The sequence below is a fragment of the Oceanisphaera litoralis genome (genome assembly GCF_016907015.1).
In the GTDB taxonomy this organism is placed as follows: domain Bacteria; phylum Pseudomonadota; class Gammaproteobacteria; order Enterobacterales; family Aeromonadaceae; genus Oceanimonas; species Oceanimonas litoralis.
Genome location: NZ_JAFBBE010000008.1, coordinates 120,043 through 145,564, shown reverse-complemented (window position 1 = coordinate 145,564; position 25,522 = coordinate 120,043). Strand labels below are relative to the sequence as shown.

At 60.6% G+C, this 25,522-nt stretch carries 22 protein-coding genes; 14 read left to right on the top strand and 8 right to left on the bottom strand.

Going from position 1 to position 25,522, the window contains the following annotated elements; all coding sequences use genetic code 11:
• The first annotated feature begins 82 nt into the window (after window positions 1-82).
• On the top strand, window positions 83-1,348 hold the full coding sequence (locus HNR62_RS07100; protein WP_204795387.1) for a D-alanyl-D-alanine carboxypeptidase: 1,266 nt from the start codon (window positions 83-85) through the stop codon (window positions 1,346-1,348).
• A gap of 537 nt (window positions 1,349-1,885) precedes the next feature.
• Here the strand turns inward: HNR62_RS07100 and HNR62_RS07095 are convergent.
• The 3 genes from HNR62_RS07095 to HNR62_RS07085 form a co-directional block, all read right to left on the bottom strand.
• Window positions 1,886-2,371 (bottom strand): methylated-DNA--[protein]-cysteine S-methyltransferase, encoded by a 486-nt coding sequence (locus HNR62_RS07095; protein WP_204795386.1) that lies wholly within the window; start codon window positions 2,369-2,371, stop codon window positions 1,886-1,888.
• A 62-nt stretch (window positions 2,372-2,433) separates the two neighbouring features.
• Window positions 2,434-2,745: a YqfO family protein gene (locus HNR62_RS07090; protein ID WP_204795385.1), complete on the bottom strand. Its 312-nt coding sequence runs from the start codon at window positions 2,743-2,745 to the stop codon at window positions 2,434-2,436.
• 18 nt (window positions 2,746-2,763) lie between these two features.
• A complete protein-coding gene (locus HNR62_RS07085; protein WP_204795384.1) occupies window positions 2,764-2,901 on the bottom strand; it encodes a hypothetical protein in 138 nt (45 codons plus the stop codon).
• Between the two features lie 136 nt (window positions 2,902-3,037).
• Here HNR62_RS07085 and HNR62_RS07080 point away from each other — a divergent pair, with 136 nt between their 5' ends.
• The 5 genes from HNR62_RS07080 to HNR62_RS07060 are packed head-to-tail and all read left to right on the top strand — an operon-like array spanning window position 3,038 to window position 8,225.
• Window positions 3,038-4,156: an ABC transporter permease gene (locus HNR62_RS07080; RefSeq protein ID WP_204795383.1), complete on the top strand. Its 1,119-nt coding sequence runs from the start codon at window positions 3,038-3,040 to the stop codon at window positions 4,154-4,156.
• Window positions 4,153-4,944: an ABC transporter ATP-binding protein gene (locus HNR62_RS07075; protein WP_420827145.1), complete on the top strand. Its 792-nt coding sequence runs from the start codon at window positions 4,153-4,155 to the stop codon at window positions 4,942-4,944. Before HNR62_RS07080 ends, HNR62_RS07075 begins: the two co-directional genes overlap by 4 nt.
• Window positions 4,945-4,947: 3 nt before the next feature.
• Complete coding sequence (locus HNR62_RS07070; RefSeq protein ID WP_204795382.1) at window positions 4,948-5,886, top strand: MlaD family protein; 939 nt, start codon at window positions 4,948-4,950, stop codon at window positions 5,884-5,886.
• Complete coding sequence (locus HNR62_RS07065; RefSeq protein WP_239552649.1) at window positions 5,883-6,515, top strand: ABC-type transport auxiliary lipoprotein family protein; 633 nt, start codon at window positions 5,883-5,885, stop codon at window positions 6,513-6,515. The genes HNR62_RS07070 and HNR62_RS07065 overlap by 4 nt, the downstream gene beginning before the upstream one ends.
• Window positions 6,516-6,518: 3 nt before the next feature.
• Window positions 6,519-8,225 carry a chloride channel protein gene (locus HNR62_RS07060; protein WP_204795381.1) on the top strand — a complete coding sequence of 569 codons (1,707 nt, stop codon included), beginning with the start codon at window positions 6,519-6,521 and terminating at the stop codon, window positions 8,223-8,225.
• A 60-nt stretch (window positions 8,226-8,285) separates the two neighbouring features.
• Here the strand turns inward: HNR62_RS07060 and HNR62_RS07055 are convergent, their stop codons facing one another.
• Window positions 8,286-9,260: a PA2778 family cysteine peptidase gene (locus HNR62_RS07055; RefSeq protein ID WP_204795380.1), complete on the bottom strand. Its 975-nt coding sequence runs from the start codon at window positions 9,258-9,260 to the stop codon at window positions 8,286-8,288.
• 38 nt (window positions 9,261-9,298) lie between these two features.
• Window positions 9,299-9,691: a PA2779 family protein gene (locus HNR62_RS07050; RefSeq protein ID WP_204795379.1), complete on the bottom strand. Its 393-nt coding sequence runs from the start codon at window positions 9,689-9,691 to the stop codon at window positions 9,299-9,301.
• A 246-nt stretch (window positions 9,692-9,937) separates the two neighbouring features.
• Between HNR62_RS07050 and HNR62_RS07045 the strand changes: the two genes are divergently transcribed.
• A complete protein-coding gene (locus HNR62_RS07045; protein ID WP_338044084.1) occupies window positions 9,938-10,696 on the top strand; it encodes a glutaminyl-peptide cyclotransferase in 759 nt (252 codons plus the stop codon).
• Between the two features lie 7 nt (window positions 10,697-10,703).
• Here HNR62_RS07045 and HNR62_RS07040 read toward each other — a convergent pair whose 3' ends face one another.
• Both HNR62_RS07040 and uvrA read right to left on the bottom strand, forming a co-directional pair.
• Window positions 10,704-12,446 carry a PglL family O-oligosaccharyltransferase gene (locus tag HNR62_RS07040; protein ID WP_204795377.1) on the bottom strand — a complete coding sequence of 581 codons (1,743 nt, stop codon included), beginning with the start codon at window positions 12,444-12,446 and terminating at the stop codon, window positions 10,704-10,706.
• Between the two features lie 26 nt (window positions 12,447-12,472).
• A complete protein-coding gene (gene uvrA / locus HNR62_RS07035; RefSeq protein WP_204795376.1) occupies window positions 12,473-15,301 on the bottom strand; it encodes an excinuclease ABC subunit UvrA in 2,829 nt (942 codons plus the stop codon).
• 154 nt (window positions 15,302-15,455) lie between these two features.
• Here uvrA and HNR62_RS07030 point away from each other — a divergent pair, with 154 nt between their 5' ends.
• From HNR62_RS07030 to HNR62_RS07015, 4 genes are all read left to right on the top strand, one after another.
• Window positions 15,456-16,829, top strand: a complete 1,374-nt coding sequence (locus HNR62_RS07030; protein ID WP_204795375.1) for an MFS transporter — start codon at window positions 15,456-15,458, stop codon at window positions 16,827-16,829.
• A gap of 14 nt (window positions 16,830-16,843) precedes the next feature.
• Window positions 16,844-17,461, top strand: coding sequence for a single-stranded DNA-binding protein (ssb, locus tag HNR62_RS07025; protein WP_204795374.1), 618 nt, complete (start codon window positions 16,844-16,846; stop codon window positions 17,459-17,461).
• A gap of 458 nt (window positions 17,462-17,919) precedes the next feature.
• Window positions 17,920-19,545, top strand: a complete 1,626-nt coding sequence (locus HNR62_RS16375; protein ID WP_204795373.1) for a methyl-accepting chemotaxis protein — start codon at window positions 17,920-17,922, stop codon at window positions 19,543-19,545.
• Between the two features lie 503 nt (window positions 19,546-20,048).
• Window positions 20,049-21,962 (top strand): EAL domain-containing protein, encoded by a 1,914-nt coding sequence (locus tag HNR62_RS07015; RefSeq protein WP_204795372.1) that lies wholly within the window; start codon window positions 20,049-20,051, stop codon window positions 21,960-21,962.
• Here the strand turns inward: HNR62_RS07015 and HNR62_RS07010 are convergent.
• Complete coding sequence (locus tag HNR62_RS07010; RefSeq protein WP_338044083.1) at window positions 21,957-22,889, bottom strand: 1-aminocyclopropane-1-carboxylate deaminase/D-cysteine desulfhydrase; 933 nt, start codon at window positions 22,887-22,889, stop codon at window positions 21,957-21,959. The genes HNR62_RS07015 and HNR62_RS07010 overlap by 6 nt on opposite strands.
• A gap of 172 nt (window positions 22,890-23,061) precedes the next feature.
• Here HNR62_RS07010 and HNR62_RS07005 point away from each other — a divergent pair, with 172 nt between their 5' ends.
• The 3 genes from HNR62_RS07005 to mreD are packed head-to-tail and all read left to right on the top strand — an operon-like array spanning window position 23,062 to window position 25,514.
• Window positions 23,062-24,105: a rod shape-determining protein gene (locus HNR62_RS07005; protein WP_104486893.1), complete on the top strand. Its 1,044-nt coding sequence runs from the start codon at window positions 23,062-23,064 to the stop codon at window positions 24,103-24,105.
• Between the two features lie 36 nt (window positions 24,106-24,141).
• On the top strand, window positions 24,142-25,020 hold the full coding sequence (gene mreC / locus HNR62_RS07000; protein ID WP_204795371.1) for a rod shape-determining protein MreC: 879 nt from the start codon (window positions 24,142-24,144) through the stop codon (window positions 25,018-25,020).
• On the top strand, window positions 25,017-25,514 hold the full coding sequence (gene mreD / locus HNR62_RS06995; RefSeq protein WP_420827144.1) for a rod shape-determining protein MreD: 498 nt from the start codon (window positions 25,017-25,019) through the stop codon (window positions 25,512-25,514). The genes mreC and mreD overlap by 4 nt, the downstream gene beginning before the upstream one ends.
• Window positions 25,515-25,522: the final 8 nt, after the last annotated feature.

Here is a 25,522-nt window from a genome sequence, read left to right as displayed (position 1 = left end):
AGGGCCGCTGGAAACGCTGGACAGGATTCGGACGATGGCGTAGCGTCTGCCGACTTAACTTCACCACTGGGAGGAGCCTTCCATGTTTGCTGTAAGACACACCGGAACAACAGGATGGCTGCTCCCGGCGGTCATGCTGTTATTGGCCCTCTCGAGTCAGGCGCAGGCCAACCCGCGCTATGCGGCCATCGTGCTGGATGCGGACGGCGGCGAGGTGTTGCACGCGTCCAGCGCCGACGCCGCTCGCTATCCGGCCTCGCTCACCAAGATGATGACACTCTATCTGCTGTTCGAGGCCATGGACAAAAGGCTGATGACCTTGGATACCGCCATGCCGGTATCGGCTCATGCCGCCTCGATGCCGCAAACCAATATATCATTGAAAAAAGGAGATCGGCTGCGGGTACGGGACGCCATTCCGGCCCTGGTGGTGCGCTCCGCCAACGATGCGGCCGTGGTGGTGGCGGAAGCGCTGGGCGGGACGGAAAGGGAGTTTGCCCGTATGATGACCGCCAAGGCAAAGTCGATGAAGATGAGCGCCACCCGCTTCCGGAACGCCTCCGGTCTACCGGACAATGCCCAGGTCTCCACCGCCCGGGATCTGGCAATACTGTCGTTGCGATTGATGAAGGACTTTCCCCAGCACTATCATTACTTTTCAACCTCTTCCTTCAGCTTCAGGGGCAAGACCTATTCCAGCCACAACCGCATGGTAAAAAACCAGGCGGGAGTCGATGGCATGAAAACCGGTTATATCCGGGCATCGGGCTTTAATGTGGCCACCTCGGCCCGGCGGGGCGAACACCGTCTGATTGGCGTTGTGATGGGCGGGAAGACGGCCCGGTCCCGCGACGCCCAAATGGTGAAACTGCTGGATAGTGGCTTCGAGCGGGCGATTCAGCTGGCCAGGGCATCAGGCAGGGCGGCGCCGGCCGGCAAGCCGGTGAGCAGTTCGGATACCGTACCTCAGGTGATCAGGAAAGAGCCCGACGCAAAGGCGCCGGCGGTGCTGCAGCGGGTATCGCTGACCTTGCCGGTACAACAGGTCTCATCGGTAACACAGGTCTCATCGCTAAAACAGGCCTTGCCGGCCGGTGATCTTGGCTGGGCGGTGCAGATTGGCTCTTTCCGGGGCTCCGAACAGGCGCGGGATCGGGCATCCGATGCGGCCCGTCGGTTGGACAATATCGAGCTCCTCCAGATAGCAGTTAACGAGGTGAACATCAGCAATCACACGCTGTACCGGGCCCGACTGGTGGGAATGTACAAGGATCAGGCCAAGAGCGCCTGCCAGCGGCTATCGCGTCAGGGCATGGATTGTCTGGTGGTGAAGACGACGGGTAGTTAACCGCGTGAAGAGTGAAGGGGATAGGAGAAAGGTAACGCCTCACTCCTCTTCTCTTTATTATTGTTTTTTTGACATAGAAAAAGGGGGCAACATCATGTTGCCCCCTTTTTGGATCGTCTGATTGGCTTGTCCGTAAACCGGTTTGCTCCCTGCAATCCCTGACGTGCCTTATCCCTTGTGGCGTTCCCTTTCCCGATCCGTCGGGCTGTCCTTTGTCTTCCTGACCGCAAATCATCCTGATCTGACGTTCGTCTCCATCCTGGAGGTATCCATCACCGCATCCTGCGGGGTTCCTTGCCTGTCCTGGCAGCCTGCCTTCCTGACCGGCTCTTCGCTTCCTGCTGAAAACATAGTAGCCCGATTCGCCCTCTGCTCAACTCAAAAAAGTGAAGACATCTTGACGGTTGGATTCTCGAACATTTTTAAACTAATGATAAGTAAGGTGAAATATTTAATGCTCGGCCAATGGCGTGATCATAAAGCGTTTCTGCCCTCACTGCTTTGAGAGATCTCGCACACGGCGGCTGGTGTTTGTCGCTAGCCATTGCCCTGGGCGGCTTCGTGCTGCAGCAACCAGGATTTGCGCGCGAGTCCTCCGGCATAACCGACCAGCTTGCCACTGGCGCCGATGACCCGGTGGCAGGGAATGATAATGGCGATGGGGTTGCGGCCGTTGGCCAGCCCGACGGCCCGCATCGCATTGGGGTTGCCGACAAGCAGTGCTATGTCCTTGTAGCTGCGGTGCCGGCCGTGAGGAATGGTTTGCAGGGCCTGCCAGACGGCGTGCTGAAACGGTGTGCCTCGGGGGGCCAGCGGTAGCTCGAAGTGGCGGCGTTTACCTGCGAAATATTCTGCCAGTTGCCGACAGGCAGATTGCAGCAAGGGGGTGGAAGGGGCGATATTTTTATCGGCGTTATCGGCGTTATCGGCCTCGTCGATGAAGCGCAGTTCCGTGATGGCGTCGGTGGTGGCGGAGATGGAGAGCCAGCCCAGTGGGCTTGGCTGGGTGCAGTGTGTCGTCATGACAGACTCCGAGATGACAAGGGGATACCGTGATTGTATCCCCCTTGCCGTCGATGGTGGCGTTAAAATTCGCTTAGCGGCCAGGCATCGAAGGCGGGCTCTTCGTACGGGTGTGCCGCACGCAGGGCGTCGACGGCGGCGTGGATCAGGTGATCCTCGCACACCAGTTCGATGCGCAGCTCATTGACCCGCTCCAGCTCACCGGCCTGGCCGATAAAGGGGGTGGCGCCGGCCAGAGGCCGGAACTGGCCCTGGCCGCGGGTTTCGAAGCAGCACCGATCGTAGTCGCCAATTCTGCCGGCACCGGTGGCGAACACGGCCTGCTTTACCGCTTCGGCATGGGAGTCGGGCACGAAGAACACCAGCTTGTACATGGATGACTCCTCGGAGACTCAGGGGTGGGATTTCTTCAGGAATCGGGCGGCCAGCACGATATGCAGGCCGTTGACCTTGCCTTCGATATGCTCGGTGGCGCCGCACAGCTCACAACGGCCGCCGCTGCGTTGCTGTAATTGTTGTTCTATGGTCATGATGAGGACTCCAGCACAGACAGATAGTAACGATCACGCGATCCTAGCATAAAACCGGGTACTTGTTGTGGTTATGGCGGCGATGACAGACAATGAGAGTCTCATATGGGCTTGTTACTGAACGGGGGCGAACAGCATGAGCGAGACGAGCACGGCACTGACCCTGACCACCGGCGCCCGTCCTTGTGTCTGCCTGCAGGGAGCCTGGACCCTGGCGCATTATGCGCAACTGGCGCGTACCGTGGCGCGACCGACGGCATCGGTCGTCTGTCTGGATGCCTCCGGCCTCACGGCTCTGGATACCGCCGGTGCCGCCCTGCTGGTGAAGTTGCTGGGTACGGATACCCTGTGCCGCATATTGCCCGACGCCAGCGGGCTGTCTGCCGAGCGCCGGGCGCTGCTGCTGGCGGTGGCCAACGCCATGGCCGGGCGGGAATCGCCACCGCCCGCGGCATCCCGCTGGACCGACGGCCTGGCCCGGCTGGGGAAATTCATGCTGAATGGCTGGCGGCAGTGGGTTCTGCTGCTCGGCTTCATGGGCCTGACCCTGAGTACCCTGGCGGCATCGATAGCCCGGCCGCGGAGCTGGCGGCTCACCGCCCTGGTGGCACAGATGCATCAGTGCGGCCTCAATGCGGTACCCATTGTCGCCCTGCTCACCTTTCTGGTGGGTGCCGTGGTGGCCTTTCTCGGCGCCACCGTACTGGCCAACTTCGGCGCCACCATCTATACGGTCGATCTGGTGGCCTATTCCTTTCTGCGTGAATTCGGGGTGCTGCTCACCGCCATTCTGCTGGCCGGCCGCACTGCCAGCGCCTTTACCGCCCAGCTCGGTTCGATGAAGGTGAACGAAGAACTGGACGCACTGCGCACCCAGGGGCTGGATCCCATCGAGCTGCTGGTGCTGCCGCGACTGCTGGCGCTGACGCTGACCTTGCCGTTGCTGACCTTTATCGCCATGCTCTCGGGCATGGTCGGTGGTGCCCTGGTGTCTTTATTGTCACTCGATATTGCGTTAGCCCAGTACCTGGCCATAGTGCAGCAGGTGCCGGTACGACATTTTCTGGTGGGGATGGGCAAGGCACCGCTGTTTGCCCTGCTGATCGCGTTGATCGGCTGTCTGGAAGGATTCAAGGTCAGCGGCAGTGCCCAGTCGGTGGGTGAACACACCACCTCCAGCGTGGTGCAGTCGATCTTCGGGGTGATACTGCTGGATGCGATTGCCGCCCTCTTTCTGATGGAGATGGACTGGTGAGTCAGACCGGCGAAGTGGTGATCCAGGTACGATCGCTCGACAACAAGTTTGGCACCCATGCGGTGCATGAGAGTCTGGATCTGGACGTTTATCGGGGCGAGATCCTCGGGGTGGTGGGTGGATCCGGTACCGGCAAGTCGGTATTGCTGCGATCCATCGTTGGTCTGCATCGGCCCAGCGGCGGTGAGGTGCGGCTACTGGGCCAGAATCTGCTGGCCTTGTCGGAGCCGAAACGGGTGCTGCTGGAGCGACGCATGGGGGTGCTGTTTCAGAAGGGGGCGCTGTTCTCTTCGCTCACGGTGGCGGAAAATATCGAGCTGGCGCTGATCGAGCAGGCGGGCCTGTCCCGCATCGATGCGGCTTACCTGGCGTCGGTTAAGTTGGCGCTGGTCGGGCTGCCGGCCGTGGCGGCAGACCTGTATCCGTCCGAGTTGTCCGGGGGCATGATCAAACGGGCGGCGCTGGCCCGGGCGCTGGCGCTGGATCCGGATGTGCTGTTTCTCGACGAGCCCACCGCAGGCCTGGATCCCATCGCGGCGGCGGCCTTCGATCGGCTGTTGCTGACGCTGCGCGATGCGCTCAATCTGACGGTATTTCTGATCACCCATGATCTGGATACGCTTTACAGCAGCTGTGATCGGGTGGCGGTACTGGCCCACAAGAAGGTGCTGGTGGCCGATCGGCTGGCGGCGGTGGCCGCCACCGACGATGCCTGGGTACAGGATTACTTTCATGGCCCCCGCGGCCGGGCCGCGAGTCAGGCGGCCGAACTGGCTCGCAAGGAGTGACAAATGGAAACTCGTGCACATCATGTACTGATCGGTTGCTTTACCCTGGCCATTGCCGCCGGTGTACTGCTGTTCGCACTCTGGCTGGCCAGAGCCGGCGGTCAGCAGGACTTTCGGCTGTACGATATCGTGTTTCGGGAGGCGGTCAGCGGCCTGACCGTAGGCAGTGCGGTAGAGTACAACGGCATTCGGGTCGGGGAAGTGGAAAACCTGTCTCTGGATCCGCAGGATCCCCGGCGGGTGCTGGCCCGGGTGCGTATCGCCCGGCAGACCCCGGTAAAAACCGATACCCGGGCCCGGCTGGCGCTGGCCAATATCACCGGTGCCGCCAATATCCAGCTGAGTGACGGCTCGCCCGCCAGTCCGACCTTGCAGGGCGAAGGCGATGCCATACCGGTGATCCTGGCGGATCCTTCCCCCATAGCCCGTCTGCGGGTGAACAGCGAAGAGCTGCTGGTGGGCATTACCTCCCTGGTCGACAAGGCCAATCAGCTGTTCTCGGCGGAAAACAGCCGGCACCTCGGCCGGGTGCTGGCGAACCTGGACGAAACCACCGGTGTAATTGCCGGGCAGAAAGACGAACTTGGCCAGGGCATGGCGGATCTGGCCGAGGCCAGCCGGCAGATGAAAGCCACCATGAACCAGGCTTCCCGGCTGCTGGATCAACTGGAGGGGCAGCTCGAAGGTAAGGGCGAGCGTCTGCTCGCCAATGCGGATCACACTCTGGCGTCTCTCGAGCGATTCAGCCGCCATCTCGATCGCCTGCTGGCCGATAATCAGCAGGCAGTGGGCTCGGGTCTGCAGGGCATGGCCGAGCTGGAGCCGACCTTGCGCGAGTTGCGCCGCACCCTCGCCACCCTGGGTGAAGTGGCCCGACGTCTGGAAGAGGATCCGTCCGGCTTTCTGCTGGGCGGGGAAAAAATCCGGGAGTTTCAACCATGATGACGATGAAAGGGTTATGGGCTCATGTGCCGTTGATATGGCTATTCCTGTTGCTGACACTGAGTGGCTGTACCCTGCTGCCGGCTTCCCCGCCGGTCACCTTCTATCGCCTGCCGTCACCGACCCAGGCTCCGACCCAGATACCGACCCAGGTGTCTGGCATGGAGTTGACCCTGCGCATTACCCGTCCCGAGACCAGCGGCCTGCTGGCCGGTACCCGCATCGCGGTGGTGCCGCAAGACAACCAGCTCAGCGCCTATCAGGGCGTGCGCTGGGTGTCGCCGGTGCCGGTATTGTGGCGGGATCAAGTGATCGAGGCGTTCCAGCAGGATGGACGTTTCCGGTATGTGGGCAGCGACGAAGACAGCTGGCCAGTCGATCTGGAGCTGGGGGGCGTACTGCGCGCCTTTCAAGCCGAATACCGCCAGGGCCGCCCCGTGGTCGTCATTCGCTTCGATGCTCGGCTGCTGGACCCGCACCGGCGCACCATACTGGCCAGTCGGCGTTTCGAAGTCCGTGAAACTCCGCAGGGGGCAGAGGTGCCGGCGGTGGTGGCGGCGTTCGGGGTGGCCCATGAGCGATTGGCGCGGGAACTGCTCGACTGGCTGCCGGCCGCACGGCGGCGATAATCGATGAAACCGAGGCCCAGCAGATTTCACCGGTTTTTTGCCGGCCCCTCCCACAGCCTGCTGCCGCTGGTGTTGCTGGGGGGCGTGATCGGCCTCGCTGCCGGTCTGGTGATGTTCGGCTTTCTGAGCCTGCTGAACCTGACCCTGGGCTGGCTGAATGGCGCCAACCTGGAAGATTTCGAGTCTCTTTCACCCTGGTGGCGACTGGGATTGCCGGTGCTGGGCAGCCTGCTGCTGATCCTGCTTTATCGGCTGACGCCGGTATCGGGCCAGACGGTAGGGCTGGCCTATGTGCTGGAACGGCTGCAGTTCGGGCGGGGACAGTTGCCGGTGGCCAATACCGCCTTTCAGTTTATGGCGGCCCTGATCGCACTCGGCACCGGCCACAGTGTCGGCCGCGAAGGGCCGGCGGTACACCTGGGGGCCGGCATCGCCAGCCTGCTGGGGCAATATACGCATCGCCCTCCGAGTCAGCTGCGATTGCTGATTGGCTGTGGTACGGCGGCGGCCATTTCCGCCGCCTTCAACACGCCCCTGGCCGGGGTGCTGTTCGCGATGGAAGTGGTGCTGATGGAATACAGTCTGCTGGGATTTGCCCCCATCATCGCCGCCGCCATCAGCGCCTCGGCCTTTGGCGGCGCGCTGCTCGGCCCTCACGCTGTGTTGCAGCCGGTCCGCTTGTCACTGTCAGGCTATGGCGATATTCCCGGCCTGCTGCTCACCGGGATTTGGATGGGGCTGGTGGCGGTGCTGTTTCACTATCTGGTCCGGCTTTTTCTTCGTTTCCCCCTCAAGAGCCGGGCGGCCAGGCTGCTGCTGGCCGGCCTGATCACCGGCGGGCTGGCGCTGTTCGTTCCGCAGATCCTCGGTTCGGGTTACGACACCATCAACGCCACCCTGGGCAATCAGCTGCCCTGGTTGCTGCTGTTGCTGATCCTGGGTGCCAAGCTGATTGCCACGGCGGCGGCCATCGGCCTGGGGGTGCCGGGCGGCCAGATAGCCCCCATGCTGATGCTGGGGGTCTGTGCCGGAGGCGTGGCGGGTACCCTGGTGCCGGGTGCTTCCGAGCCGGGCCTCTACGCCCTGTTGGGCATGGCGGCCATGATGGGGGCCGTGCTGCATGCGCCCCTGACGGCCTTGGCCACGGTACTGGAGCTGTCGCTCAGTGCCGAGGCCATGTTTCCGGCGATGACGGTGGTGCTCAGCGCCAACCTGGTCTGCCAGCACGGCTTTCGGCAGCCGTCGCTGCTGCTGACCCTGCTCAGGGAACGGGGGCGCCTGCTGCAGACCCATCCGCTGCGTACCGCCCTGGCGCAGCGTTATCTGTCCGAGCTGGCCAGCTTTCGCTTCACCGAGCTCGATCTCGAGCAGGACAAGAACCTGGATACCGTGCTTGAGCAGAAGCTGCCCTGGGTGGTGGTGAGACAGGCGGGGACTTGCTATCTGGTCGAAAGTGAGGAACTTGAGGAGACGTATCGACAATGGCAGTTGCAGGAAGATCAGGCGCTGCAACAGGCGCTGGCACCGCTGTTGAGTGACCGTTTACGGCTGATTGAGCTGACCGAGGATGCCTCCCTGCTGACGGCGCTCAAGACGCTGCAGCAGGAGGAAACCGCCGGCTTTCTGCTACCGGTGGGTCGCCAAGGCCTGGGGCTGGTGACACGCCGGCGTCTGGTGACCATGCTGACCACGGATGATCCCATCCAGTAGTGTAAAAAATCGTTAGGGGGAAAGCGTGAGGGGTGAGGAGAGCATCTCACCCCTCACCCCTCACAGGTCAGCTAATGCCTGTTCAGCCCGGGCCTGCCATGGGCCGGGAAGGGCTGCCGCCTGCTGCAGGCTGGCGATGGCCTGGGGTTGCTGGCCCAGGCCTTTTTGAGTCAGCCCGAGATTTAGCCAGGCGACTGCCAGCGCGGGATCCTGTTCGGTGGCCTGTTCAAAGGCGTCGGCCGCCGCCTGCGGGGCACCACTGGCATGCAGTGCATTGCCCAGCGCAAACCAGCCCATGGCATGGCCGGGCCAACGTGCGACCAGCGCCCGCCAGGCGGGCAGGGCGGCCTCGGCACCGGCCGTGGCTTCAAACGCCGCTATGCTGTCGGTGGCCTGCTGCGAGCCGATGCTTGGAGGCAGCCGCCCCGGCGGGAGTACCACCATGGCCCAGCGGCCACTGCGCGCCCAGGTGGCGTCAAAACGGCTCATGTCGGTCACCTGACGGGATTGCTCGCCGCTGTGCAGTACCAGCTGTTCTCGCTGTCGGTTGTAACCTATGACGACCGCATAATGCCACCTGGGCCAGAGCGGTAGCGACAGGTTCTGCAGCACCACCACCGGATGCCCGGCGTTCACTTCCGACAAGAGGGCAGCGAAGCTGCCATCCAGCGGGTAGCTGATACGCCGGTGTCGCCGCACCGAGGCCATCATCTCCGGTGGTACACTGCCTTCTCGACCGGGTACGTACACCTGGGGGATTAACTGAGCCACGCTTACCTCGACGCCGCCGGCATTAAGCGCCATGGCCAGCGATGCCGGACCACACTGGTAGTCGCGCTGACTGTGAAAGGGCACGCCGGTAACATAAGCCTGATCCGGGAGCAGACCCGCCGTGTCCGGTGATAACCGGGGCCTGGTGGCGCAGCCATTCAGCACTACCGTCAGCATCAACATCAATATCGGCGGCATCTGTACCGGTAATGGAAAAATGCCCGACAGGCGGACGTTTTGCAGATGATGACGGAGCGCCTTCATCGGTTGGCCTAGTGCTTTCAGCGGTCGAAATAAAGCCATTAGCGGGTGAAGGGAAAGACGTGGGTCAGGCCCAGCAGATCGGTGACCAGCAGTATGATGAAGACGGTGAGCAGGGCGCCGACCACACCGTTGGCCCCGGCGGGCATATTATCCAGCTGTTCGGCCATCTGCTGCACTTCCTGATCCGACAGGGCGGCAACCCTGGCCTCGACGTCATGTAATTCAACTCCCTGGTTGACCAGCTGTTCACGCACGTCGGCGCGGGCCAGCAGCTTGCCGATACGTTCGCGCTTGGCACTGGCCTGAGCTGCATTCAGCGCACTCTGGGTGGATACCAGCTGGATGGGCTGGGCCTGAACGGCCAACGGCATTGTGCCCATCATCAGGGACAGGATCAGTACCGGATTGAGTATCCGAAAGAATCTTTTCATTATCATTGTTATTCTCCTTAAGCTGGGGGTAGAACGAAATGGATTCGTTCCGAAAGCACGAATTTCATATACAGGGGGTCCGAGTCATGAGTATAGACAGCGTGAAAGAGCAGGGTTGTCATTTGAAGCACCAAATGACACGGCTTTTACCTGTGGATGTCGTTGACGCCGACATCCGGGTTTTGTCCTGACCGCTATTCGACTATTTGGGGAGGCGTTATTTCTGGTTATTTGAAGGGGGGGCGGGTGCTGCTGGTGATCTGGTTATGCTGTTTGCCTGCTCTGGCCGATGATATTGCCGTTGAGCGTCTGGGGGTGGAGATGGTGGAAATCGTGCCGCATGCAGCCGATGCCTTTACCCAGGGGCTCTTGCTGCATGATGGCTATCTTTATGAAAGCACCGGCCTCTATGGCCGGAGCAGCCTGCGCAAGGTGAATCCGCAAACCGGCGAGGTGGTGCAACGGCTGGCGCTGGATCCGGCTTATTTCGGCGAAGGGCTGGAGCGGATCGGCAACCGGCTTATCCAGCTGACATGGAGAGAAGGGCTGGCGCTGGTGTATGACCTGGATACGCTGACGCTGGTGCAGGCGCACCAATACGGTGGTGAGGGCTGGGGCTTGTGCTTCGATGGCGAGGCGCTGTGGATGAGCGACGGCAGTGCCACCCTTTACCGGCGTGATCCGGTGGATTTTTCTCTGCAGGCCAGCGTGACGGTGATGCAGCAAGACTGGCCTCGAGATAGGCTCAACGATCTGGCCTGCGTCGGCGACTACATCTACGCGAATGTCTGGAAGGAGCATCGTATCGTCAGAATCGACAAGCACAGCGGGCGAGTCGATGCCGACATCGACACCACCCCGCTGCTGGCCTTGAGTGGCCGGCCCGCGGATCCCGAGGCGGTACTCAACGGTATCGCCCATGATCCTGGCCGTGACGAGTTTTACCTGACCGGCAAGTTCTGGCCCAGGCTGTTCCGGGTTCGCTTCGTGCCGGCGGCACAGTGAGCGCTGCTCAAGGCTCCTCGGCGGCGGTGACTCTGGCCGTGTTGCCAGCCTGACTGGCTGGGCCCTGATTCAGGGTCTGTAGTGTTTGGCTGATATTGTCCTGCTGAAGAGTGGCATCATCCGGATAGAAATAACGAGCCTGTTGCAGCAATGCATCCGCTTCCTGCGGTCGATCCAGCCGGTTCAGGGCCAGCGCCATGTTGTAGTAAATGTTGGCCCTGGGGGTATGGCGCACAAACTGCCGGCCCCAGTCGACATAGGCCTGCAGCTCTTCGGTATTCTGCTGCGCCGAGCCGACCGCCAGTCGCAGCGACATGGCGTTGAATTCCAGCCGGGTCAGCCAGGCCAGGGGGTTGCTGGCCGACAGCAACAGCTCGGGTTCCTTGCCGCCGCCGCGTTCATACTGGGTGACGACCCGGGCGGTCTGCAGCCCGGTGAGCATGAAGGGCACCACCAGCGCCGGGATCAGCAGGGCGGCAAAGCGGGCCAGCAGCCAGGGGCGATAGGGCCGGCTGTGCGGCGCTTCCAGCCGGGTGTCTATCCAGTACAGCAGCACCAGCAGGGTTACCCAGTGGGCCAGGGAATGATAGAAGGGGTATTCGGTCTGGCTGTGCAGGGCGATGGGCCAGATCAGGGCGGCCAGCGCCAGCGCATGGCGCCAGGGGGCCTTGAACAGCAGACGCACGAAGGCCAGCGCCACCGAGATAATGGCCAGCACCGGCAGCAGACCGCCCTCCACCCCCCAGTAGAGCAGTTCGTTATGGGGATGATCCAGATTGGGTGGCATCATGGGCAGCTCGGGCAGCAGTGCTCGTTGGCTGCCATAGAACTCCATGAACTGGCGTTCGAAGTCGCCATAGCCTGCGCCAAACCAGGGGTGCTCGGTAATGAGTGCCAGGCTTTGCAGCCAGATCTGTGTGCGAATTCCGGGGTCGGTATAGATATCGGCTCCGCGCTGTACGCCTTCGACCAGGGCCATGGAAGTCAGCCCGATTGCGATACCCAACCCGATCAGCCCTAGCCCCCACAGGCAATATTTCGGTTTCTGTTGCCAGGCCCAGGGCAGAAGCAGCACAAGGCCAATCAGGCCGCCGAGCAGGCCGACCCGGGATTGCAGCACCGTCAGCAAAAGGGAAGACGTCACCAGCACGGCACCCAGCCAGAACTGCCTCACGACCGGCAGGCGGCGAGTATCGGCCAGTCCCAGATAACAGGCCAGTATCAGGCCGGTGGCCATGAAACTGGCCATCACATTGGGCTGCTGGAAGATGCCGTAGGGACGATTGGTGTCGGTGTTGTAGCCAATCCAGTTGCCGGGCGTCAGCAGATAATACTGTGTCAGGCCGAGCAGGGCTTCCAGGCTGACGGCGGCCAGCAGCAGATACAGCAGCCGATAGCGGGCCGTTTCATTGAGGCGGCATTGCAGCAGGCCAAACCAGAACAGCAGGCCGCCCGCCAGCCCCGCCAGCCGGGGCAGGGCATGATCGGCAAAGCCCCGGTTGGGGTAGAGCAGCGGCACCAGCAGCAGCAGCAGCACCAGCCAGCACCAGAGGTGAAAACGGCTGTAGCTGACGCTGCGGTTGAGGGTCATCTGCCACAGTCCCAGCCCGGTCATCAGCGAGATAAAAATCCAGCCCACCATGTTGAACGGCAGGTAGAAGCCGGAGCCGCCGGGGTTGTGCATAAAGTAATGCATGCCGCCCAGCGACCAGGCGGCAAAACACCAGAACCAGAGGTAGGGTAATGACATCCGTTTCATCCTTGTATCCATATCGATTAGCGGCCCTTCAGCATAGGCCGTAAAAAGCGAGCCGTATGAGACTCTTTGTGTTCCGCCACCTGTTCGGGGGTGCCGGTGACCAGGATCTGGCCGCCGCCGCTGCCGCCTTCCGGCCCCATGTCGACTATCCAGTCGGCGGTTTTGACCACATCGAGGTTGTGCTCGATGATCACCACGGTATTGCCGTGATCGCGCAACCGGTGCAGTACCGTCAGCAACAGCTGAATATCGTGAAAATGCAGGCCGGTCGTCGGTTCATCCAGAATATAGAGGGTCTGGCCGGTGTCGCGCTTGGACAGCTCCTTGGCCAGCTTGACTCTCTGGGCCTCGCCGCCGGACAGGGTGGTGGCAGACTGACCCAGTCGGATATAGGACAGGCCCACGTCCACCAGGGTTTGCAGCTTGCGGGAAATGGCCGGTACCGGCGCGAAGAAGTCGCCGGCTTCTTCCACCGTCATGTCCAGCACCTCATGGATGCTCCTGCCCTTGTATTGGATCTCCAGGGTTTCCCGGTTGTAGCGTTTGCTCTTGCAGACATCGCAGGGCACATAGACATCGGGCAGGAAGTGCATCTCCACCTTGATCAGGCCATCGCCCTGACAGGCTTCGCAGCGGCCGCCCTTGACGTTGAACGAGAAGCGGCCCGGCTTGTAGCCCCGGGAGCGGGCTTCCTGGGTCGCGGCAAACAGCTCGCGAATCGGGGTGAAAATACCGGTATAGGTGGCCGGGTTGGAGCGGGGTGTGCGGCCGATGGGGCTTTGATCGATATCCACCACCTTGTCCAGCTTGTCCATGCCCTCGATGCTGTGGTAGGGCGCGGGCTGGCTGACGGTGGCCTTGTTCAGCTCCCGGTGGGCGATGGGAAACAGGGTGTTGTTGATCAGCGTCGACTTGCCCGAGCCGGACACCCCGGTGACACAGGTCATCAGCCCCAGCGGCAGCTTCAGTTCGACGTCTCGCAGGTTGTTGCCGCAGGCGCCGTTCAGCGTGAGCCAGTGCTCACCTACCGGGGTGCGCCGGTCCGGTATGGCGATGCTTTCCCGACCCGACAGATAGGCGCCGGTGAGCGAGTCGGGGTTGGCCATCACCTCGGCCGGGGTGCCCTGAGCGACGATTTCGCCGCCGTGCACGCCGGCACCGGGGCCGATATCCAGCACATGGTCGGCGGCACGAATGGCATCTTCGTCGTGCTCCACCACGATCACGGTATTACCCAGATCCCGCAGGTGGGTCAGGGTCGACAGCAGTCGCTCGTTGTCACGCTGGTGCAGGCCTATGCTGGGTTCATCCAGTACATACATGACGCCCACCAGGCCGGCGCCGATCTGGCTGGCGAGCCGGATGCGCTGGGCCTCGCCGCCGGACAGGGTGTCGGCGCTGCGCGACAGGGTCAGGTAGTTGAGGCCGACATTGACCAGAAAACCCAGCCGGGCCACGATCTCCTTGAAGATCTTGTCGGCGATCTGCGCCTTCTGTCCGGTCAGTTCCATGTCGGTAAAAAAGGCGTGGGCCTCGCCAATGGCCATGTCCGCGACCTGGGGCAGGGTATGGCCGGCCACAAACACGTTGCGCGGCCCTTCTTTCAGGCGGGTGCCGCTGCAACCGGGGCAGGCGCGGTGGCTCTGGTATTTGGCCAGCTCTTCCCGTACCGAGTTGGACTCGGTTTCCCGGTAGCGCCGTTCCATATTGTGCAATATGCCTTCGAACGGATGCTTGCGTACCAGCACATCGCCGCGGTCGTTCATGTACTTGAATTCGATGCTGGTGCGGCCCGAGCCGTACAGCACCGCCTGCTGTATCGCTTGCGGCAGATCCTGATAGGGAACCTCCAGATCGAAGTCGTAATGTTCGGCCAGGGACGTGAGCATCTGATAGTAGTAGTAGCTGCGCTTGTCCCAGCCGCGGATGGCGCCACCGGACAGGCTCAGTTCCGGGTTGCTGATCACCTTGTCCGGATCGACGACCTGTTGCACGCCCAGGCCGTCGCAGCTGTCGCAGGCGCCCGCCGGGTTGTTGAACGAAAAAATGCGCGGCTCCAGCTCGGCAATGGAATAACCGCACTGGGGGCAGGCGAAGTTGGCGGAAAACACCAGGCCGATGTCATCGGCGTCGTCCATCGACACCACGGAGGCGATGCCGCCGGACAGCTCCAGGGCCGTCTCGAAGGATTCCGCCAGTCGCAACTGCAGATCCTCGCGCACCTTGAAGCGGTCCACCACCACTTCGATAGTATGTTTCTTCTGCAGTTCCAGCGTTGGCGGATCCGACAGATCGCAGACCTCGCCGTCGATACGGGCGCGAATAAAGCCCTGAGCGGACAGATTATCGAGCAGCTTGCTGTGTTCACCCTTGCGGTTGCGGATCACCGGCGCCAGCAGCATCAGTCGCGAGCCCTCGGGCTGTTCCAGCACCTTGTCGACCATCTGACTGATGGTCTGGGCCGTCAGGGGCTGCGAGTGGGTCGGGCAGCGGGGCTCGCCCACCCGGGCGAACAGCAGCCGCAGGTAGTCGTAGATTTCGGTAATGGTACCGACGGTGGAACGCGGATTGTGGGAGGTCGACTTCTGCTCAATGGAGATGGCCGGCGACAACCCTTCTATATGATCCACATCGGGTTTTTCCATCAGGGAAAGAAACTGACGGGCATAGGCGGAGAGCGACTCCACGTAGCGGCGCTGACCCTCGGCGTAGAGGGTATCGAAGGCGAGGGACGATTTGCCCGAGCCGGACAAGCCTGTGATGACGATCAGCTTGTCCCGGGGCAGGTCCAGACTGATGTTCTTCAGGTTGTGGGTCCGGGCCCCGCGAACTTCGATTTTATCCATCTGCTGCATCACCTTGGTGTAAATTCGACCGGCTAGTATGGCACTGGATGAATAGCCAGCCAAGGGACAATAAGGATTAATCTTGACTCTATCCCCGTGCTAAACTAGGTCTCTTTTTTGATCCTTAGATCCTGTTGATGACGGAAGAATATCCATGAGCGACGAGCAAGGCTTCAGCCCCCGCGAACGGCGGGCCTCGTTTACCCTGGCGGGCATTTTCGGCATGCGGATGCTCGGTTTGTTTATGATCATGCCGGTATTTGCCTTGTATGGTCAGGAGCTGATCGGTTTTTCCCCCCTGTGGGTGGGTATCGTCATCGGCATCTATGGCCTGACCCAGGCCCTGTTGCAGATCCCCGCCGGCTGGCTGTCGGATCGCATCGGTCGCAAGCCGGTGATCTATGCCGGGCTGACGCTGTTTGCGCTGGGGTCTGTGGTGGCCGCGTTGTCCGATTCCGTGTATGGCGTGGCCCTCGGTCGGGTACTGCAGGGCTCCGGCGCCATCGCCGGTGCCATTCTGGCGCTGGCTGCCGACATTACCCGGGAAGAAAACCGCACCAAGGCCATGGCCATCATCGGGGTCTGCATCGGTATTTCCTTCGCCATCGCCATGGTACTGGGGCCGTTACTGGCGTCTCTGTTCGGCTTGTCGGGGGTGTTCTGGACTACGGCCCTGCTGGCGGTGGTGGGCATCCTTATGGTGCGCTTCCTGCTGCCGGAATCGGCGCATCGCGGCCAGATCCGCGATGTGACCGCCGCGCCCGAACTGTTCGGGCGGCTGTTGAAAGACCGGCAACTGCTGCGGCTGGATTTCGGCATCATGCTGCTGCACCTGACCCTGACCGCGGTGTTCGTGGCCTTTCCGCTGACCCTGCTCGACGCCGGGCTGGCGGCGGAACACCATTGGTGGCTGTATCTGCCCGCCTTGCTGTTGTCTTTCCTGCTGATAGTGCCCTTGCTGATCCTGGGGGCGCGGCGCAACCTGAACAAGCAGCTGTTTCAGGCCTCTATATTGGTGATGATGGTCGCCCTGCTGCTGATGGCAGTGGGCAAGGGCGAGATCTGGCTGCTGGCGCTGGCGATGGTACTGTATTTTACCGCTTTCAACTTCATGGAGGCCTCGCTGCCGGCCTTCCTGTCGATGCTGGCCCCGGCGGGTGCCAAGGGCACCGCCATGGGGATTTATTCCACCAGCCAGTTCTTCGGCGCCTTTCTCGGCGGTGTTCTGGGTGGGCTGTTATTCCAGCAGCTGGGCGGCAGCGGGGTCTTTCTGCTGGTGGCGGCCTGCATGGCCGTCTGGTTCTGGCTGGCGGCGGGCATGGCCAACGTGAGCAAGGTTCGGTCTCATATCCTGTCCATCGGTGTTAATATAGAAAGCCATGATCGGCGCGAGCAGCTGTTGCAGCGGCTGATGGCCCTGCCCGGCGTGCATGAAGCCTTGATTATCCCCGAAGAGGGGTCCGCCTACCTGAAGGTAGACGGTAATATTTTTGAACTGGATCAGGCCCGGCGCCTGATCAACCTGTGAGTGCGGAGCGAGTTATGGCCAATAGAGGCATCAATAAAGTTATCCTGATCGGCCACCTGGGCCAGGATCCCGAAGTACGTTACATGCCCAGCGGGGGCGCGGTTGCCAATATTACCCTGGCCACCAGCGAGAGCTGGCGCGACAAGCAGACCGGCGAGCAGAAAGAGCGTACCGAATGGCATCGGGTGGTGTTCTTCGGCAAGCTGGCCGAAATTGTCGGTGAATATCTGCGCAAAGGCTCCCAGGTCTATGTGGAAGGGCGTTTGCAGACGCGCAAGTGGCAGGGGCAGGATGGTCAGGATCGCTACACCACCGAAGTCGTGGTCGATGTTGGCGGCACCATGCAGATGCTGGGCGGTCGCCCGCAGGGTGGCGGTCAAAGTGGCGGCCAGGGCGGTTGGGGCCAGCAACAGGGTGGTCAGCCACAAGGTGGCCAGCAGCAGGGGGCACCTCAGGGCGGCCAGGGTAACTGGGGTCAGCAGGGGAGTCAGCAACAGGGTGCGCCTCAGGGCCAGCCCCAGTACGGTCAGCAAAACAAGCCGGCGACCGGCAAACCCCAGAGCCAGCCACAGCAGTCGGCACCCGTCTACAATGAACCGCCAATGGACTTCGATGACGATATCCCTTTTTAAGGGTTACTAGAGATCAGTTTTTGTAAAGTTTATACTTCAAGACCCTGCTTTTGCAGGGTTTTTTATGATTGGTCAGCCAGAGTACAAGGCGTTGTTCGACATTATCTGATCCAACAGTGGGTAACAAGACACATCGGGACTGGGGTGATAATGTCGGGATTTCCGTGGCCAGAGGACTTTACGCAATGGCGGCAGAAGGCGTAGACTTGAATGGAGCTAGTTATTCCCCCGCCGATGGAAGAAGGCAAATGGAACAATCAGAGTGCAGCTGTGCGGGCGCGGGTTCTCGGAACGCCGGAAAATATCCGCGCCTGATGTTGTAACGGGCATGTTAAGCGAAATGGCCCATTACCATTGCCCCCGCACATGGCTGAACCGAGACACATTTCCAACACATATATCCAACACACATTTCCGACACATATATCCAACACACATCTCCGACATAGGGCTGATCCGTGGCATTTTTTAGCAAGAGTATTTCCAGGCAGATAACAGGTCTGATTGTGGCCGTAAACCTGCTCGTTGTCGCTGTAGCGGGTAGCTATTTTATGTACTCGCTGGGCGTTACTGAAAAATTCACTTTCGTGCTTGAGGAAGAGTATGCGAGTGCTAACGAAGCCCAAGTCATTCTCATCGATTTCAAGACCCAGGTACAAGAATGGAAAAACGTCCTGATCCGGGGGGGGGATGACAGCCAGAGAGAGAAATACTGGGGACGTTTTCAGGAACAGGAACGCAAGATCCAGGCGCAGCTGGATAAGCTGACTGACAGGCTATGGGACGCCGAAGCGAGGGCCATGCTGCAATCCTTCCAGAAGGAACATCAGGGCATGGGAAAGGCCTATCGCAAAGGTTTCGAGCACTTTGTGGCATCCGGCTACGATCATGCTGCAGGAGATGCAGCCGTTTCTGGTATTGATCGGGAGCCCGCCCGACTAATAGAAGAGGCCGCCGCTCTGATCGCATTGCTTGCTCGTGAGGATGCAACCGAGATTTCAGAAAGCGCCCATAGCAATACCCTGCTTGCCGGCGTCAGCTTAATGCTTATCGTTTTTATTGGCGCAGGTATCACGCTTCTGGTTATCAGCCGCCGAGTCGTGAGGCCCGCAGTGCAAATCAGCGGCCAGCTTCAGAAGCTCGGCGACGGCGATCTCTCTGATCCTGTGCTCCTCAAGCGTCAAGACGAACTGGGTGTTCTAGCCGATGCTGCTCGTAAGCTTCATCAATTTCTTCAGGAAATCCGGACTACCACTCAGTCGAACACAGCGGATCTCAATTTGATTGCGGCATCAGTCAAGGAGGGTGCCTTCAGCATTTCCGAGAAATCCCAGGGGAGCTACCAGCGCATTGATCAAGTCGCGGCTGCAATGAATGAGATGTCAGCAACGGCTCAGGATGTCGCGCAACATGCCGCAGGCGTTTCCTCCCAGGTTGATGAGACCACCACCGAGACCAATAATGCGAATCGACATATCACCACAACCACCAGCAGCATGGGACGGCTTGCTGATCAGATTCGCGCCACCGGCGAAACCGTTGCCAAGCTGGCTGCGGGGGGCAATAAAGTCAGTGATGTAATGAGAGTCATTCGTGAAATTGCCGATCAAACCAATCTACTCGCGTTGAATGCTGCGATTGAGGCAGCCAGGGCCGGCGAAGCTGGTCGTGGCTTCTCGGTCGTGGCTGATGAAGTCAGGAATCTGGCCGCAAAAACCCAGCAAGCCACTATCGAGATTGATTCCATTATTGGAGACATCGCTTCCGGTTCCAAGGACGCCACGGCATTCATGCGCGCAAGTGAGACCGTTACTCAGGAGTGTGTTGAGCAGGTAAACGACATACAGGTTATTATTGCCGGTATCAACGAGCGCATGAGCAGTGTTAAGGACGCCACCATACAGGTTGCTACGGCGGCGGAAGAACAAACCAGTGTCTGTGATGAAATCAACCGAAACATAACAGACATCGCAGAGCTGTCGGGAGAGATGAGCAAGTCATCCGACGAGAATCTTAAACTGATACCAGAGCTGGAGGCGATGGCCCACTCAACAAAACGACTCTCTGGGCGGCTTACCGGCTAAATCAAGTGAGAGCTGGCCCACTTCCAGATCCATCGGCCATTGCCAGCATCGATTGGTGGTGATTGAGCGAGACTAGCCAGTTGCCAGTTGCCAGTTGCCAGTGTGAGGTGTCAGTGTTGCGTGTCAGTGTGTGCTCTCACGGTGAGCCGCTTGTGGGCATACCATGCTCCTCGAAAGCAGCGTTAGGCTATGACTTTCATGTAATGTCATATATAACAGTCGCTTACCTTATCACTCACTCGGTGGTTTCGTAAGATCGGCGTAACCGCTCCAAAGTTGACCTGAGAGCTAAAAAGTAAGATTTTCGCAAATAATGCAATATAAGCCCCTGATTCAGGGGCTTTTTATTAGCTGTTGTTATGGCGGTAATGGCCGAAAAGCCTTATCTTTCAGACGGGGCGCGAGCAGGATACGCACTTGCTGTTTCGTTTTATGCCGCGTTATGACGACGGAATATCAGGGAAGGTACGCCGGAATCGACCGGAGTCAGTCAGGGAACATCAATGAGATTTACCAATCAGTTTATTGCCACCATCACCATGTGCATTCTGGCGGCTGTGCTGATGGTGTTGGTAGGGGCAGGGATCAGCTTCTATCAGATGGGAACCGCCTATCAGCAGCGACAGGTGGATTCGGTGGTGCGGCTGGTCAACGAAGGCTGGCAAAGCGGGGCCGAACGGCAGGAGAGTATCGTTCGCTGGTTGCCGGCGCTGCTTGATGTGAACGATATTATCGATTTTTCGGTACAGAATGAGTCGGGTTCTCAGTATCGTTATCAGTCGGGCCAGCAGCTGCGGGCCGATGAACGGTCCCTCGAATACCAACATCCATTGAGTGCACACCCGGGTCTGAGTGTGCATCTTGTGTTGCGGCCGCCTTTTTATTACATCGATCACTCGCTGGCCGCCCTTTCCGGCGTGACCGCCGCCATTATACTGGTATTCGTCGGCATGTTGTTCATCCTGCGCTGGTTTCGTCGCCAGCTGCGGGGCGCCGAGCTGCTCGATTTACGCGGCCAGCTGATCCTGGAAGGCAGGCTCGGCATGTTGCAGCATAATCCACAGGAAGAATGGCCGCATCAGGCCAGTCAGGCATTGGACAAGCTGCTCCGGGATCTCAAGGAAGCGGGCAAGGAGCGCAGCCGGTTCGACACCTTCATGCGTGCCAATGTGTTTGTAGACAAAAAAATCGGCATCGGCAATCGGGTGTTCTTCGATAATCGGCTGGAGGCGGCGCTCAATGATCCGGCCAGTCACTCCGGGGCCCTGTTGCTGGTGGAGCTGCAGGATCTGGAACAGATTAACTATCACCTGGGGTACGAACGCGGCGATGAGCTGCTGACATCGGCCTCCGTCTATCTGGGGCATCTTATCCGCCGTTATCCCGGGGCCTTGCAGGCCCGCTATACCGGTAATATCTTCGCCCTGCTGTTTCCCAACCTGGTGGAAAGCGAAGCGCAGGAAGCGGCGCGGCAGGTGATGAAGCTGCTGCGCCGTCTGCACTGGCCGGATGAGGTGAGAGAACCCTCGCTGTTTATCGGCGGCGTCTGCTTTCGTTGCGGTGAAAGCTTGTCGCAGGTGGAAGAAGAGGCCGAGTTGGCGCTGCGCAGCGCCGGCCTGCAGGGGGGTGATGGCTACTTCATGTATTACAAGGGAGTGACCGAAGAAAGCAGTGGCAAGGGGACGGTGCGCTGGCGTACCTTGCTCGGCCGTCAGCTGGAGCAGGACAGGGTTCGGCTTGACCGGCAGGGCATCTATACCGGACCGGAGCGGGAGCCGGTCATCTATGAGCTGCTGGCCCGCATGCAGGACGAGCAGGGCAGAGAGCTGTCGGCCGGGCATTTTCTGCCCATGGCGGAAAAATGCGGCCTGTTGAAAGAGCTGGACTGCGCCATGGTGCTGCGCGCCCTGACCCTGCTGCAGGAAAGCGATCGGCGTGTGCCCCTGGCGCTCAATATTTCCGCGGCCAGTCTGTTGAATGGCGGCTTTCATCGCTGGTTGATTTTCGAATTGATCCAGTTGCCCAAGGCGCAGCTCAATGGCCTGGTGATCGAGTTGTCGGAAGCGCAGGTAAGCCGGCATTTTCAGGCCTTGGGCAAGCCGCTGCGCGCGCTCAAGGCGTTGGGTTGTGGACTGGCGGTGGACCATGCGGGGCAGGATGTGGTGAGCTCGCAATATATCAAGGACTATGCACTGGATTATCTCAAACTGCATCCCAGCCTGGTGCGGGACATCGACAGAAAAGCCGTCAACCAGATGGCGGTCAGAAGCCTGGTCGGCAACAGTGTCGGCAGCCAGACCCGGGTGATAGCGGTGGGCGTCGAAACCTCCGCCGAATGGGAGTGCCTGCATCAGCTGGGTGTCTATGCCGGTCAGGGGTATTTCTTCTCCCGCCCGGAGCGATTTGAACTGCTATAGCGCCCCGCGCGCGCCCTGCATGCCGCCGGTATGGAGAAACAACAGCCGATTGCCGGCGGCGTAGCGGCCGGCGGCGATATCCCGAAACAGCCCCAGCAGCGCCTTGCCGCTGTAAATCGGCTCCAGCGGCACGCCGAGTTGCTCTGCCAGTTCGCCGATGGCCGCCCTGTCGGCCGGCGAACTTTTGGCATAACCGCCACCGTGATGGCCCAATTCGAGTTGCCAGCCGTTATCCAGTGCCGCCGGCGGATACAGCCGACATACCTCCTCGGCCAGCCAGCCGGCGCCCTTCAATACCGCATAGCCGCGCACCCGGGTGCTGGCCGGGCGGGCGGACAGCAGGCCGGCCAGGGTGCCGCCGCTGGCCACCGGCAGGACAAGCTCGTCCAGCTCGGGTAATTCCGGCCACCACTCCTGCCACAATTCCTGCCACAATTCCGCCACGCCCGGCAAGGCCAGCGGGCAGCTGCCGCCTTCGGGAATGACGAGATAGCCGGGATGGCGCCGGGTCAGCTCGGCCAGCCAGTCGGCGTCCTGACGGCGGCGATACTGCTGCCGGTCGACAAATTCCAGCGTCATCCCCCAGCGACGGGCGTCGTCAAGAGTCGGGTTGTTGCTATAAGGCTCGCCGCGCACCATGCCCACCGTAGGCAGGCCGAGTTCGTGGCCTGCGGCGGCCAGGGCGTGCAGGTGATTGGAGTAGGCACCGCCGAAGCTGAGCAATCCCCCGGCCTGCTCCGACAACGCCTGGCGCAGTATATATTTCAGTTTGCGCCACTTGTTACCCGAGATAAGCGGATGCAGCAGATCATCGCGCTTGATCCACAGGGTCAGACGATGTTGTTCCAGCAGGGGGTGAAAAAGCCGCTGCAGTGGCGAGGGACGCTGCAGCCGGTACAGTTGTTGCCAGCAGGAAAGATCGGACACGAGAATGAATACCAATTGGGTGATCTGGCAAGTGTAAGGGACTTGTCCTGTTATTCAAGCCAACCCCCTTCTGCGAGCGGTGTTAGCTGCGCGTGCTCCTTGCCTGAAACCGGTTGCATTGATAAAGTTAGCCGCACTTTCCGGTTTCTCAACCCAGGATCCCCCTCAGCATATGTTTAAAAAGCTCAGAGGCATGTTTTCCAACGATCTGTCCATCGATCTGGGAACGGCCAACACTCTCATCTATGTCAAAGATCAGGGCATTGTTCTGAACGAGCCTTCTGTCGTGGCGATTCGCCAGGAAAGATCCGGTTCGGCCCAGAGTGTTGCCGCCGTCGGCCATGCCGCCAAACAGATGCTGGGACGGACGCCCGGCAATATCGCCGCCATCCGGCCGATGAAAGACGGCGTGATTGCCGATTTTTATGTCACCGAGAAAATGCTGCAGCATTTTATCAAGCAGGTACACGACAATAATTTTTTCCGCCCCAGCCCGCGTGTGCTGGTGTGCGTGCCCTGCGGTTCGACCCAGGTAGAGCGCCGGGCCATCAAGGAATCGGCCCTGGGTGCCGGTGCTCGCGAGGTTTACTTGATCGACGAGCCCATGGCGGCCGCCATCGGTGCCGGTCTGCCGGTTTCCGAAGCCACCGGCTCCATGGTGGTGGATATCGGCGGTGGTACCACGGAGGTGGCCATCATCTCCCTCAACGGCGTGGTGTACTCCCAGTCGGTTCGTGTAGGGGGCGATCGCTTCGATGAGTCCATCATCAATTATGTGCGCCGCAACTACGGTTCTCTTATCGGCGAAGCGACCGCCGAACGCATCAAGCACGCGGTGGGCTCGGCCTATCCGGGTGACGAGGTGCTGGAAATCGAAGTCCGCGGCCGCAATCTGGCCGAAGGGGTACCGCGCAGCTTTACCCTTAATTCCAACGAGATCCTGGAAGCGCTGCAAGAGCCGCTCTCCGGCATCGTCAGCGCCGTCATGGTGGCGCTGGAGCAGTCACCGCCCGAACTGGCTTCCGATATTTCCGAGCGGGGCATGGTGCTCACCGGCGGTGGCGCCCTGCTGCGCGATCTGGACCGGTTGCTGATGGAAGAAACCGGTATTCCCGTGGTGGTGGCCGATGATCCCATGACCTGTGTTGCCCGTGGTGGTGGCAAGGCGCTGGAAATGATCGACATGCACGGCGGGGATCTGTTCCATTACGATTGATAACCGGGCCGGGATGACCGGCCTGCCTATTCCCCTATGAAACCGATTTTCGGTCGTGGTCCGTCCCTACCTATCCGCCTGGCATTGGCGGTGGTTGCGTCCTTGCTGCTGATTATTGCCGACAGTCGCTATCACAGCTTTACCGGGGCCAAGCTCTATCTCAACTCGCTGGTGAGTCCGCTGCAGTACATGGCCAACAGCCCCCGGCTGCTGCTCGATGCCGCCTCCAGTCAGCTGATGTCGCGCCAGTCCCTGCTGGCCCGGTCCCAGCGGCTGGAGCAGGAACTGTTTCTGCTGCGGGACGACTTGCTGCGGCTACGTCATCTCGAGCAGGAAAATCAGCGTCTGCGTGATTTGCTCGGTTCGCCGGTGCGCTTCGATACCCGCCGCATGGTGGCGGAGATCATGGCGGTGGACACGGATCCTTTTTCTCATCAGGTGGTGATCGACAAAGGCAGCCTGGTCGGGGTGTTCGAAGGCCAGCCGGTGCTCAACGAACAGGGCGTGGTCGGGCAGGTGATTTCGGTGGGCAAGACTACCAGTCGGGTGCTGCTGATCACCGATACCAGCCACGGCATACCGGTGCGGGTGGCGCGCAACGATATCAGGGCCATCGCCAGTGGCAGTGGCCAGCTCGATCGACTCTTGCTGCACAACATTACCCGCAACACCGATATCCGCGAGGGGGACCTGCTGCTTAGTTCCGGCCTGGCGGGACGCTTTCCCGAAGGGTATCCGGTTGGACGGGTCAGCCGGGTAGGTTACGAAGAAGGTCAGCCCTTTGCCGATATTCGGGTACAGCCTTTTGCCGCCCTCGACAGGGTACGTTACCTGCTGCTGCTGTGGCCCGAGCCCAGGATCATCGATGTGGATGGCGTCGGGCCCTCGCCGGCCGCAGAAGGAGTCTCTCAATGACGTCAATGAGAAGCTTTTCCCTGAAAGGGCGGCTGGTGATCGGCGTCAGCCTGTTGCTGGCGCTGATCCTGTCCATACTGCCGCTGCCGGATCTGATCGCGCCTTTTCGGCCCGACTGGCTGCTGGTTACCCTGATTTACTGGGCCATCGCCCTGCCGCATCGGGCTAACGTGGGCACCGCCTTTTTCTCCGGATTGCTGCTGGATCTGCTGTTTGGCTCCGTACTGGGCGTCCATGCCCTGGCGCTGGTGATCCCGGTTTATCTCGCGGCTTCCCAGTTTCAGCGCATGCGCAACTACTCGGTCTGGCAGCAGGCCTTCGTGGTCGGCGCCCTGGCGATACTGAACAAGCTGCTGATCTTCTGGGCCTCCTACATGAACCGGGATATACAGCTCGATTATCCCTATTTCTGGTCCATCGTCAGCAGCATGGTGTTCTGGCCCTGGATTTTTCTGCTGCTGCGCAAGTGCCGGCGGCAATTCGCCCTGTCGTGAGTCTGTTC

Coding starts and splice junctions, on each gene's coding strand:
- HNR62_RS07065 (WP_239552649.1), top strand. CDS start 5,883: ATGATGACGATGAAAGGGTTATGGGCTCATGTGCCGTTGATATGGCTA.
- HNR62_RS07070 (WP_204795382.1), top strand. CDS start 4,948: ATGGAAACTCGTGCACATCATGTACTGATCGGTTGCTTTACCCTGGCC.
- HNR62_RS07085 (WP_204795384.1), bottom strand. CDS start 2,901: ATGACCATAGAACAACAATTACAGCAACGCAGCGGCGGCCGTTGTGAG.
- HNR62_RS07055 (WP_204795380.1), bottom strand. CDS start 9,260: ATGAAGGCGCTCCGTCATCATCTGCAAAACGTCCGCCTGTCGGGCATT.
- mreD (WP_420827144.1), top strand. CDS start 25,017: ATGACGTCAATGAGAAGCTTTTCCCTGAAAGGGCGGCTGGTGATCGGC.
- ssb (WP_204795374.1), top strand. CDS start 16,844: ATGGCCAATAGAGGCATCAATAAAGTTATCCTGATCGGCCACCTGGGC.
- HNR62_RS07060 (WP_204795381.1), top strand. CDS start 6,519: ATGAAACCGAGGCCCAGCAGATTTCACCGGTTTTTTGCCGGCCCCTCC.
- HNR62_RS07100 (WP_204795387.1), top strand. CDS start 83: ATGTTTGCTGTAAGACACACCGGAACAACAGGATGGCTGCTCCCGGCG.
- HNR62_RS07090 (WP_204795385.1), bottom strand. CDS start 2,745: ATGTACAAGCTGGTGTTCTTCGTGCCCGACTCCCATGCCGAAGCGGTA.
- HNR62_RS07050 (WP_204795379.1), bottom strand. CDS start 9,691: ATGAAAAGATTCTTTCGGATACTCAATCCGGTACTGATCCTGTCCCTG.
- HNR62_RS07015 (WP_204795372.1), top strand. CDS start 20,049: ATGAGATTTACCAATCAGTTTATTGCCACCATCACCATGTGCATTCTG.
- mreC (WP_204795371.1), top strand. CDS start 24,142: ATGAAACCGATTTTCGGTCGTGGTCCGTCCCTACCTATCCGCCTGGCA.
- HNR62_RS07030 (WP_204795375.1), top strand. CDS start 15,456: ATGAGCGACGAGCAAGGCTTCAGCCCCCGCGAACGGCGGGCCTCGTTT.
- uvrA (WP_204795376.1), bottom strand. CDS start 15,301: ATGGATAAAATCGAAGTTCGCGGGGCCCGGACCCACAACCTGAAGAAC.
- HNR62_RS07040 (WP_204795377.1), bottom strand. CDS start 12,446: ATGTCATTACCCTACCTCTGGTTCTGGTGTTTTGCCGCCTGGTCGCTG.
- HNR62_RS07080 (WP_204795383.1), top strand. CDS start 3,038: ATGAGCGAGACGAGCACGGCACTGACCCTGACCACCGGCGCCCGTCCT.
- HNR62_RS07005 (WP_104486893.1), top strand. CDS start 23,062: ATGTTTAAAAAGCTCAGAGGCATGTTTTCCAACGATCTGTCCATCGAT.
- HNR62_RS07095 (WP_204795386.1), bottom strand. CDS start 2,371: ATGACGACACACTGCACCCAGCCAAGCCCACTGGGCTGGCTCTCCATC.